General features: G+C 70.3%; 9 protein-coding genes. 2 read left to right on the forward strand and 7 right to left on the reverse strand.

What is annotated here, in order from left to right; translation table 11 throughout:
• Together mgtA and phoU are read right to left on the reverse strand one after the other, a co-directional pair.
• On the reverse strand, window positions 1–2,392 hold a 2,392-nt coding region (gene mgtA, locus N415_RS24995; protein ID WP_068187570.1), incomplete at its 3' end, for a magnesium-translocating P-type ATPase.
• A complete protein-coding gene (gene phoU / locus N415_RS25000; RefSeq protein ID WP_068187571.1) occupies window positions 2,389–3,048 on the reverse strand; it encodes a phosphate signaling complex protein PhoU in 660 nt (219 codons plus the stop codon). The genes phoU and mgtA, both read right to left, overlap by 4 nt.
• 170 nt (window positions 3,049–3,218) lie before the next feature.
• Between phoU and N415_RS25005 the strand changes: the two genes are divergently transcribed.
• Window positions 3,219–3,818, forward strand: coding sequence for a DUF5994 family protein (locus N415_RS25005; RefSeq protein WP_068187572.1), 600 nt, complete (start codon window positions 3,219–3,221; stop codon window positions 3,816–3,818).
• On the opposite strand, the gene N415_RS25010 is transcribed toward N415_RS25005, so the two are convergent.
• On the reverse strand, window positions 3,815–4,210 hold the full coding sequence (locus N415_RS25010; protein ID WP_068187573.1) for a CBS domain-containing protein: 396 nt from the start codon (window positions 4,208–4,210) through the stop codon (window positions 3,815–3,817). The two genes, N415_RS25005 and N415_RS25010, sit on opposite strands and share 4 nt — an antisense overlap.
• Before the next feature lie 153 nt (window positions 4,211–4,363).
• Here N415_RS25010 and N415_RS25015 point away from each other — a divergent pair, with 153 nt between their 5' ends.
• Window positions 4,364–6,640: a heavy metal translocating P-type ATPase gene (locus N415_RS25015; RefSeq protein ID WP_239645696.1), complete on the forward strand. Its 2,277-nt coding sequence runs from the start codon at window positions 4,364–4,366 to the stop codon at window positions 6,638–6,640.
• Here N415_RS25015 and N415_RS25020 read toward each other — a convergent pair.
• The 4 genes from N415_RS25020 to N415_RS25035 all read right to left on the reverse strand — a co-directional run bounded on the left by N415_RS25020 (window position 6,629) and on the right by N415_RS25035 (window position 10,745).
• Window positions 6,629–7,765 carry a PPE family protein gene (locus N415_RS25020; RefSeq protein ID WP_068187578.1) on the reverse strand — a complete coding sequence of 379 codons (1,137 nt, stop codon included), beginning with the start codon at window positions 7,763–7,765 and terminating at the stop codon, window positions 6,629–6,631. The genes N415_RS25015 and N415_RS25020 overlap by 12 nt on opposite strands.
• A 1-nt stretch (window position 7,766) precedes the next feature.
• Complete coding sequence (locus N415_RS25025; protein WP_068187580.1) at window positions 7,767–8,900, reverse strand: PPE family protein; 1,134 nt, start codon at window positions 8,898–8,900, stop codon at window positions 7,767–7,769.
• A 183-nt stretch (window positions 8,901–9,083) separates the two neighbouring features.
• Entirely contained in the window at window positions 9,084–9,887 is an 804-nt protein-coding gene (locus tag N415_RS25030; RefSeq protein ID WP_068187581.1) for an MBL fold metallo-hydrolase, read from the reverse strand.
• A 141-nt stretch (window positions 9,888–10,028) separates the two neighbouring features.
• Window positions 10,029–10,745: a maleylpyruvate isomerase N-terminal domain-containing protein gene (locus N415_RS25035; protein ID WP_068187583.1), complete on the reverse strand. Its 717-nt coding sequence runs from the start codon at window positions 10,743–10,745 to the stop codon at window positions 10,029–10,031.
• Between the last annotated feature and the right edge of the window lie 222 nt (window positions 10,746–10,967).

Below are 10,967 nucleotides of genomic sequence, written 5' to 3' on the forward strand. Positions count from 1 at the left end.
TCAGCGCCACCCCGACGGCGACCACGGTGAGGCTGGTGACGGTCAGCGGGACGCTGGCCCGGCTGCGGAAGAACGGCACCTTGCGGGTGCGGATCGCGAAGATGATCAGCGTCTGCGTCGCAAGCGATTCCACGAACCAGCCGGTGCGGAATTCGACGACGCCGGCGTGCAGCACGCCCAGCATCAACCCGAACGTCAGGAAGTCGAACAGGGAGCTGATCGGCCCGAAGATCAGCATGAACCGGCGGATGAAGGCGACGTTCCAGTGCGACGGCGCATGCAGCTGTTCCTCGTCGACCCGGTCGGTGGGGATCGCGAGCTGGGAGCTGTCGTAAAGCAGGTTGTTGAGCAGGATCTGGCTGGGCAGCATCGGCAGGAACGGCAGCAACGCGGACGCGGCGGCCGCGCTGAACATGTTGCCGAAGTTGCTTGAAGTGCCCATCAGCACGTACTTGATGGTGTTGGCGAATATCCGCCGGCCCTCGGCGACACCGGTGGCCAGCACGCCGAGGTCCTTCTCCAGCAGCACCACGTCGGCCGCGTCCTTGGCGACGTCGGTGGCGCTGTCGACGGAGATCCCCACGTCGGCGGCATGCAGGGCCAGCGCGTCGTTGACACCGTCGCCGAGGAAGCCCACCGATCGCCCGTGCCGGCGCAGCGAGACGATCAACCGCGCCTTCTGCTCGGGCGAGATTCGGGCAAAGATCGTGTTGTTGCGGGCGGCCTCGGCGAAGGCGTCGTCGTCGAGTGGCTCGAGGTCGGCCCCGGTGGCGGTGCCCTTGGACGCCAAATCTAGCTCGGCGCATACCTTTTCGGCAACACGCGGATTATCGCCGGTCGCGATCTTGAGTTCGATGCCCAGCGCGGCCAGCTGCGAAAGAGATTGGCGCGCGGCGGGTTTGGGTTCATCGGCGAAGACCAGAAAGCCGGCCAGCGCGAGATCGCGTTCGTCGTCGGCGGTGACGGCACTCAGCTCGCCCGCGGGCCGCAGCGCCACGGCCACCACCCGGCGCCCGGCGGCGAACAGGGCCGCGAGGGTCTCGTCGGCCGCCGGCGACGCCGCCCGGCATCGGGCCAGCACCTGCTCCGGCGCGCCCTTGACCACGAGGAGGCGTTTCCCTCCGTCGTCGACCAGGACCGACGTCGCACGGCGCTCGTGGTCGAACGGCAGGATCGCGACGCGGCGCACCGCATCGCCCACCAAGTCCTGCGCCCCCGCGGATTCCCAGAGCGCGGCGTCGAGCGGATTGGCGCTGACGCCACCGGAATCCGGGTCGACGTCGGTGGCCAGCAACCCCAGCCGCCGGACCGGGTCGGCGTGCGCGCCGGCCGGGTCGATCGCGTCGACCAGGCGGATCTGGCCCTCCGTCAGGGTGCCGGTCTTGTCGGTGATCAGGATGTCGATGTCGCCCAGGTCCTCGATGCACACCAGCCGTTTGACGAGCACCTTCGACTTGGCCAGTTGCCGCGATCCGGTCGCGAGGCTGGTGCTGACCACCGCGGGCAGCAGCTGGGGCGTGATGCCCACCGCGATGGCCAGCGAGAACAGCACCGAATCGATGATCGGCTTGGACAGCAGCAGGTTGCTGGCCAGGATGATCACCATCAGCGCGATCGCGACCTGCAGCAGCAGGTAGGAGAACTTGCGCAGCCCGACCTGGAAGTCCGTCTCCGGCTGACGCTGGTCCAAACCCGCTGCGATGCGCCCGAATTCGGCATCTTTGCCGGTGGCGTACACCACGCCGACGCCCTCCCCGGCGCTGACGATGGTGCCCATGAAGGCCAAGTCAGCCGACTCCGCCAGCGCGGCGCCAGGCGGCGTCGGCAGGGGCGACTTCTCCGAGCCGGTCGACTCCCCGGTCAGGATGCTTTCGTTGCATTCCAGGCCGGTGACCTCGATCAGCCGGACATCCGCGGGCACGGCCTCGCCCAGCGAAAGCCGGATCACGTCGCCGGGCACCAGGTCGGTGACGCTGACCGTCACGAACTTCGAGTCGCGGCGCGCCAGGGCGTTGTGGTGCACGCGTCCGTGTAAGTCGGCGGCGGCCCGCTCGGCGCGATATTCGTTGACGAAGCCCAAACCGATGCTGGCGGCCAGGATGATGCCGATGATGACCGCCTGCATGCTGTCGCCGAGGAAGTACGACACAACCGCGGTGCCGGCCAACAGGATCAGCACCGCGCTGCGCAGTTGGCGACCGAGCACCGCGAGCGCGTTGACGTGATGGGTCCGCACGGCGTTGGGGCCGTGCTGCGCCAGGCGGGCGGCCGCCTCGGCGCTGGACAGCCCGGCGGCCGAACTGCCCAGCCATTCCAGGACCGCCTCGACGGGGGCTTCGGCGACCCGCTTGGCCGTCAGCGGCGCCGCGACGGCCGCAGTGGTGGCGGTCATCGCGTTCCATCCTCGGCGGGCAGCGCGCCGGTGCGCATGAAGATGACGCGGCGGCCGATTTCCACGGCGTGGTCGCCGAAGCGCTCGTAGAAGCGGCCCAGCAACGCCGCCTCCACGCCCACCGAGATGCTGTGCTTCCACTCGCGATCCAGCAGCACGGAGAACAACCGGCTGTACAGGTCGTCCATCGCCTGGTCTTGTTCGCGAAGCTGGGCGGCCTGCTGCGGGTCACGGGAAATCAGCACCTGTTTTGCGCTGGCGCCCAACTCGATTGCCACCTTGCCCATCTCGGCGAAGCAGCCGCGGACTTCGTCGGGGAGCACCTGCCTGGGGTACTCGCGCCGGGCGATGTCGGCCACGTGCACGGCCAGCGCGCCCATTCGCTCGGTGTCGGCGATGATCTGTATCGAGCTGAAGATATCCCGCAGGTCGCCCGCCACCGGCTGCTGCAGGGCCAGCAGCCCGAACGCCTCCTTTTCGGCCGTCGCCCGCATCGACACGATCCGCTCCTGGCCGCGGATCACCTGCTCGGCGGCGTCCAGGTCCGCCTCCAGCAGGGCCTGGGTCGCGCGCTTCATCGCCACCCCGGCCAGGCCGCACATCTCGCCCAGTTGTGCCGCCAGATTGTCGAGCTGCTCGTGGTAGGCGGTTCGCATGCGGTAATCATCACCAGGGCGGCGCGACTGCGACAGGGGCTTAAGTCGTCTTGGTGAAGTTGTCGATCGCCAAACCGGTTGGCGCTACCCGCCGTTCACGTCCGGTACACACCGCGGTTACCTGCGGCGCCCGAGTCGCGGGCGGGTCGCTTTGGTCGTACCGTGGTCGCGTGGAGCACGAGAATCGCTTGCAGCTCAAGCCCTATCGGTCCGCGTCGGAGCATCTCGACGGCGCCTGGTGGCCGCGGTCGACCCGGTTGGTCGACGAGTTGCCGGACTTACTGGCGTCGGTGTCCGACCGACTCGGCCGCGTCGTGATGGTGGGCTACCGCCGCAACGGCTGGCACGAGACGCCGGAATTGGTCGAGATCGGCGGCCACACAGTCGAATTGCTGGGCTTCACCAGCGACGAGCCGACCAGTGTGATCCTGTTCGGCGAGGACGGTCACCACCTCACGCTGCACGTCATCCGGCCCGACGCCGCCGAGGAGGCCGCCCGTCGGGAACTGCAGCAGGCCGGGGTGGCCGACCCCGACGCCGTGCCCGCAAGCACTTCCGCCGTCGCGCGGTCGGTGGCCGAGGTCGCCGACAAGCTGGCCCGCCACGAGGGGCTCGGCGACGAGCAGCGCACCGCGCAGATCAAAGAGTGGTGCGAGCAGGCCGCCCGGCAATTCGTCGACGCCCCCGTGCAGACGTTCGTTCCGATCCTCGTCGAACACATCGTCCGCAACCGCATGATCGAGTCCCGCGCGGCGGCGGCGACCGGCTAGGCGCCGTAGACGCCGAGCAGGTCGCGCGCCGAGACGATCCCGGCCAGCGCGCCGTCGCGCTCCACCAGGACGTGGCGGATGTAGTGGTCCATCATCCGGGCCGCCACGTCATCGACCGTCGCGTCGGCGTCACACCACACCAGCTTGGTGCTGGCCACCGCGGCGGCCGGGACCCGAGCCGGATCCTTCCCGGCCGCCACCACGCGGACGACGTCACGCTCGCTCACCAGTGCCACGGGCCGCTCGTCGTCGCCCACCACGACGGCCCCGACGTCGCAGTCCGCGATGGCCATGGCCACGTCGGCGACCGTGGCGTCGGCGGCGACGCGCGCCACCGGGTCGCCGGTGATGGTGGAGATCGGGAGCGAGCCCCGTGCAGAAAAGCCAGTCACGCCAGCAATGTTCACCGGAACTTGGCCGGCCTTTCTAGTGACCTGAGTCCCTAGTTCGCCGGACACCCGGCCCTATTTAACGAGGCGAGGCCGGTGCAGGCTGGCCGCAGACCCGTCTCCGAAGGGAATGGTGTGGGCGGAAGGGGATCTGCGATTTTGGTCGCGGGCAGCGTCGGCGCGCTGGTGTCGGGCGGGATCGCCTGGCTGGTGGGCGCGCACGACGTCGCCGACGCGTGCTGGATCGCGGGCACGGCGGTGGGCCTCGTCCCGGCGGTGGTCTGGGTGGTGGCCGGGCTGCGCCGCGGCCGGTTCGGGGTCGACCTGATTGCGGTGCTGTCCCTGATCGGCACGCTGCTGGTGGGCGAGTACCTCGCCGGTGCGCTGATCGCCGTGATGCTGGCCGGCGGCCGGGCGCTGGAGGCCGCGGCCGAGCGCCGCGCGTCCCACGACCTGCGCGCCCTGCTCGAGCACGCCCCCCGGTTCGCCCGACGGCGCGCCGGATCCACGGTGACCACGATCGGGCTGAACGAGGTGGCGATCGACGACCTGTTGGTCGTCGGCCCCGGCGAGGTGGTCCCGGTGGACGGGCGCATCGTCGGCGCGGCGGCGGTGCTCGACGAGTCGGTGCTGACCGGCGAACCGCTTCAGGTGGAGCGCGGCGCGGGCGAACCGGTGCGCAGCGGCGTGGTCAACGCGGGCGGCGCGTTCGAGATGCGCGCTACCGCCACCGCCGAGGCCAGCACCTACGCGCAGATCGTGCGGCTGGCCGCGGAGGCCGGGGCACAGAGCGCACCGGTGGTGCGGCTGGCCGACCGCTACGCCGCGTGGTTCCTGCCCTTGGCGCTGTCGGTCGCCGGCGCGGCCTGGCTGGCCAGCGGGTCGCCGGTGCGGGCCGTGGCGGTGCTGGTGGTGGCGACGCCGTGCCCGCTGCTGCTGGCGGCGCCGGTGGCGATCGTCTCCGGGCTGTCGCGCGCCTCGCGTCACGGCGTGGTGATCCGCAGCGGGGCTGCGTTGGAAAACCTCGGGCGCGCAACGACTTTGGTGATGGACAAGACCGGCACGCTGACCATGGGGCGACCCGTCGTCATCGACGTCGCGGCCGCGCCGGGGCGCGACGCCGTGGAGATCCTGCGGCTGGCCGCCTCGGTCGATCAGCTGTCCCCACACGTGCTGGCCGAGGCGATCGTCACCGAGGCGTTGGCCCGCGGCCTGCGGCTGGACCTGCCCACCGACGTGGTCGAAGAACCCGGGCGCGGAGTCACCGCCACCGTCGGCGATCGGCGCATCCAGGTCGGCAAGCTGGCCGGCGACACCTCGACGGAATGGGCGCGGGCCGCCGTCAACCGGGCCCTGCTGGACACGGCCGCGATCGCGTGGGTGTGCATCGACGGGCGACCAGCCGGTGCGGTGCTGCTGCGCGACCCGCTGCGCCGCCACGCCCCGCGCACCGTGCGGCGGCTGCGCGCCGCCGGGTTGCGACGACTGGTGATGCTCACCGGCGACCGCGCCGGGCCCGCCCGCGAGGTCGGCGCCGTGTTGGGGCTGGACGAGGTCTACGCCGAACAGAGCCCGGCGGACAAGGTCGCCGCGGTGCGCGCCGAGCAGGAGCGCGCGGTCACCGTCATGGTCGGCGACGGAGTGAACGACGCGCCCGCGCTGGCCGCGGCCGGCGTCGGGGTGGCGATGGGCGCGCGCGGCGCCACCGCCTCCTCGGAGGCCGCCGACGTCGTGTTGACCACCGACCGGCTGGAACGGCTCGCCGACGCGATGGACATCGCGCGGTGGTCGCGGCGCATCGCGGTGCAGAGCGCCGTCGTCGGCATGTGCCTGTCGCTGATCGCGATGGTCGTCGCCGCGCTGGGCTGGCTGCCGCCCGCCGCGGGCGCGCTGCTGCAGGAGGGCATCGACGTCGCCGTCATCCTCAACGCGCTGCGCGCCCTGCGCGGCAACCCGGCCACCGAGGTCGACCTGCCCGCGCAGACCGAACAGATGCTGCGCCGCTTCGACGCCGAACACGACGAGCTGCGCGACGCCATCGGACTGCTGCGCGAAGGGGCGGACCGCCTGGCCGCCGCGCCCGATCAGGCCGCGCTGCAAGCGATTACGCGCGCACATCAGTTACTTGTCGATCGCGTCCTGCCGCACGAGCGAGCCGAGGAAACCGAGCTCTACCCCGCGCTGGCGCACCCCCTGGGCACCGGCGAGGCCACCGCGACCATGAGCCGGACCCATGCCGAGATACAACGGCTGTCGGACCGGATCGGCGCGCAGGTCGAGCTGGCCCAAGCCACCGGCTCCATCGGAGCCGACCAGGTCGACGACCTGCTCGCCTGCCTGTACGGGCTGTACGCGCTGCTGCGCCTGCACTTCGTGCAGGAGGAAGAGAACTACTTCACCCTGGCGGAGACCGCTGACGACTCAGCCCGCTGAGGGCGGGCGGGTCATGAAGGTCCCCTTGATCTCCAGCCCGATTTCGAGGTCGTCGTAGTCGCGCCCCCCGCGCTTGCTCTTGTCGCGCGGCGCGACCGGCGGCATCATCGGCGGCGGCATGAAGGGGAACCCGGATTCGTCCGCGGCCAGGGGCGACACCGCCGCGGCCAGCTGCAACGTCGATTTGGACGCGGACAACAGCCCGACCATCGCGGGCGGCGCCGTCAGCTTGCCGATCGAAACCCCGACGCCCACCGCAGCCGTCGGCGCCGATCCGGCGGCCCTGACCGCGTCGGCGAGACCGGCTCCGACCCCGCCCAGCGCGGCCTCGCCCTCCGCCAGCCCCTGGCCCACGTCGCTGCCGACGCTCTGCAGCGTCTGGGCCGCGTTCAGCTGCGCCAGGTAGCTGAGCAGGTTGATCGGGATTCCGCCGGCGATGAACTGGTCGGCATACGTATTGGCCAGGCCGAACCAGCCCTTCTGGGGGTTGAAGCCGAAGGGCGTGCTGAGAACGTTCGTCAAGAAATCCCCCAGCGGCGTCGATGCCGCCGGGGTGGTGGCGGCGGCGGACGTGGCGGCGGCCTGCGCGGCCGCCGCCGCCGGGCTGACGATCGTGGGCGGCGACGAGAACTGCGGCAGCCGGGTGGCCTGTGCCGAGGTCGCCGCGTAGCGGTTCATCGCCGCCGAGTTGTTCACCCACATGCCCTCGTACTGGGCGTCGGTCTCGGCAATCGCCGCGAAGTTGGTCCCCAGCCAGTTGGTGGCGATCAGCTGCGCCAGCCGGGTGCGGTTGGCGGCCACCTGAACCGGGAACACCACGGTCCGCCGGGTCAATTCGAATGCCGCGGCCACCGTCTGGATCGAGGAGCCGACCTGCTCGCACTGCTGCGCGGTGGCGGCCAGCCACGCGAGGAAGGGGTCGACGGCCCGGGCCATCGCGGCCTCGGACGGGCCGCCCCATGCCTCACCCAGCGCCGAGAGCACCGAGCCGTAGCCGGGCAGCGAATCCTCCAGCTCGATGCCCAACCGCTCCCACGCGGCGGACGCCTCGATCAACGACTCCGCACCCGGTCCGGAGTGGATCAGCGCCGCGCTAATTTCTGGGGGCAGCGTCCCGAAGTCCATGTCATCCGGCCGACGGCGGTGTGCGGATCACTTTGCCCTTGACTTCGGCGCCCACCTGGAGGTCTTCGAGCTTGTTCTGCTTCCGCTTGCGCCAGCCACTGCCCGCCGAGACCGGCGGGGGCATCAGCGGCGGCATCATGGGGAACCCCGCGTCGGCGCCGTCGAGCGGCGATGCCGCCGAGGCGAGCTGCACCGGCGTCTGCGAGGCGGGCAGCAGCCCCACCACGGCGGGCGGCGCGGTCAGCTTGCCCATCGACACGCCGACGGCCATCGCCCCGGTGGGCGCCGATCCCAGCGACTTCACCGCATCGGACAAGCTGGCCCCCGCCGCTCCCAGCGCCGACTCGCCCTCCGAGAGGCCCTGGCCGATGTCGCCGCCCACGCTCTGCAGCGCCTGGGCCGAGGTGCTCTGCGCGAGGTAGCTGAGCAGGTTGATCGGGAAACCGGACGAGATGAACTGGTTGGCGTAGGTGTTGGCCAGCCCGAACCAGCCCACGTTGGGGTCGAAGCCGAACGGGGTGCCGACGATCGACTCCAAGAAGTCCCCGATCGATTGCGCCGGCGTGGCGGCGGCGGCGGACGTGGCGGTGGCCTGCGCGGCCGTCCCGGCCGGGTCGGTGATCGCCGGCGGGGTGGTGAACTGCTGCAGGTCGAGCGCCTGCGCCGTGGCCGCCTGATAGCGCGTCAGCGCCGCGGAGTTGTTCGCCCAGATGGCCTGGTACTGCTCTTCGGTCGCGGCGATGGCCGGCAGGTTGGCGCCGAACCGGTTGGTGGCTATCAGTTGCGCCAGCCGCGTCCGGTTGGCGGTCACCGTCGCGACCGGGACCACCGCCGACTGCGCCGAGTTGAACGCGGTCGCGGCGGCCTGCGTCGAGGAGGCCAGCTGGTCGGCCTGTTGGGCGGTGTCCCGCAGCCAGGTGATGTAGGGCTGGACGGCCTGAACCATCTTCGCGGCCGACGGGCCGTCCCACGCGTCCATCAGCGACGACAGCACCGACGTATAGGTGCTGACCGAGCTGTCCAACTCGTTGCCGATGCGCTGCCAGGCGGCGGACGCCTCGATCAGCGAGGCCGCCCCGGGACCGGCATGCACGAGCGCCGATGTCACCTCGGGCGGCAGCGCTAGAAAGTCCATGACATCTCACATCCCTTATTCGGGAAACCATCCAGCAAAGTTGCGCTGACCGCGCCGCGACCAACGCGGAAACATTGCACGTCGAGGCCCTTGGCGTGCACTGTTCCGTTCGCGAATCGCATGACACGAACATATACCGAGGGCGGTGGCCAGCGAAGAATTTGCAGGTGGGTGGCGGACCGCTCACAGGGTCACCGAGGCGCCGCGGTCCACTTCGATGACGCGGTCGCCCAGGCCGCGAAGCCGCATCTCGGCAATGAACTCGTCGAGCGGCGACGCGAACACGCCGTAGTCGTCGAAGTGCACCGGGATCGTTTTCGGCAGCGCCAGCAGCGCGACCAGCTCCGCGCCCTGGCGGCCGTCCATGGTCACTGTCAGACCGAACGGAAGCCGCCGGCCGGCGGGCAGCCGCGTCCCGCCCAGGTGCAGCACACCGGCGTCGATCGAATCGAAGCGCTCGGGGATCTCCTTGAGCTCCTCGACGAGCAGCGTGTCGCCGGACACGTAGAGCCGACGCGCCGAGCCGTCGTCGGCGACGAATTCGAGCATGGTGCCCATCACCGGCGGCAGCAGTCGTCGGCTCCACTGAGGCGCGTGCCGACCGGGGAGCGAGGTGATGTGAACGGTGTTGCCGCCCTTGGTGATCGTGTGTCGCTGCCACGTCGACAAACCCAGCGCGTGCCCGAAGCCACGATGGTGCAGCCGCTTGGCCGCGTGCGGGGTGGTGACGATCGGCAGCCCGTGGTCGAGGCCCCGCTGCGAGACCCGGTCCCAATGATCACCGTGCATGTGCGACAGCACCACCGCGTCGACCGCGGGCAGCTCGTCGATGTTCAACGCCGGTTCCCTGAGCCGCTTGGAGACCAACCCGTAGCCCAGATAGGCATGCTGGCCCCGGTGCAGGAAATTCGGATCGGTCAACAGCGTCAGCCCGCCGGCGGTGATCAACGTGGTGGCGTTGCCGACGAAGGTGACCGTGATTTCCATGACCGCGGGCTACCCGGTCCGGAAGCGTTCACGCGGTTAAACGGTCGGGGATGGTTTCTCCTCGGTGCTACGGGCCGCCGCCGGTGCCGGCGGTGCCGCCGACGCCGCCGGGCGGGTGCCGACCGCGCGGCCCCGACCTAGTTAGAGGTGCGGCAGATCAGCGAGAACCACCGCCAAACGCGGATCGGACACTTCAATTCTTCCGAAGTAGGCCAGGAGCAACTCGCCGGGTTCCACGTCGATCGGCTCGTCGTCGGCAGGCAGGGATCCGGACGCTGCGACGAATTCGACAGTGTCGGCTTTGCCCAGATGGACGCGATGCCGGGTAGAGGTTTTGCTCTCAACCAGCCGATTCATCGACTCAGCGGGGCCACGAATTGCCATGGACGCCTCCGCGGCCGGTATCACCCACTCGTCTCCCGTTGCAACGGCGATGTCGTAGCCGTGGACGAGCAGCTCGCACAAGATCCATCGAGCCCCACCGCCGGCAGAGATTGTCGATCCTCCGTGGAAGGGATACAGACGGTCGAAGTCGACTTTGGGGTAGACGTGGTCGATCACCGCACGCAGATTTGCCTCGAGCCCGTCGGCGATATCGTTGATGTCTCGGTCGGTGTACTCCGAGAGGCAGGTCGCATTCAGCTCGGCAACCCCCTCGTTTGTGGCGGCACGTCGACGATCGCCAAGCAGCCTGCCGAGCACAGTTACAACGTGCGCCGCAGTCTCCGCGGCCGTCCAGGTGAGGCCAGGCACCGGTCGCGCGGCGCGATCCGCATCGAGCCCCCGGACCATCGAGACAAACCGCTTCCCACTGTCATCTAGCGCGGCGAGGATGTCGGCTTTGGTCGCCTCTTGCACCCGCTAAGCGTACGGCGGGCCGGGCGACTGGCGGCTGTTCGCCATCGCCGCTTCCTAGAAGGGTGGCGGGTCGTCGTCGCCTTCGGCGGGTGGGGCGGGACCAAAGTAGCTGGGCTGCTCTGCTTTTCGGGCCAGGCGGGCGTCGCGGTTGTGGCGGCGTTCGGTGGCCACCCGGGAGGCGCGGTCTTGGGCGCGGGTGCGGCGGCGTTTGGGCATCATCGC

This window comes from Mycobacterium sp. UM_CSW, from assembly GCF_000455205.1.
Classification (GTDB): Bacteria; Actinomycetota; Actinomycetes; order Mycobacteriales; family Mycobacteriaceae; genus Mycobacterium.

What these genes read in the sequence shown, in the direction of transcription:
- phoU (WP_068187571.1), bottom strand. Translation starts at nt 3,048, where the DNA reads ATGCGAACCGCCTACCACGAGCAGCTCGACAATCTGGCGGCACAACTG.
- N415_RS25020 (WP_068187578.1), bottom strand. Translation starts at nt 7,765, where the DNA reads ATGGACTTCGGGACGCTGCCCCCAGAAATTAGCGCGGCGCTGATCCAC.
- N415_RS25025 (WP_068187580.1), bottom strand. Translation starts at nt 8,900, where the DNA reads ATGGACTTTCTAGCGCTGCCGCCCGAGGTGACATCGGCGCTCGTGCAT.
- N415_RS25030 (WP_068187581.1), bottom strand. Translation starts at nt 9,887, where the DNA reads ATGGAAATCACGGTCACCTTCGTCGGCAACGCCACCACGTTGATCACC.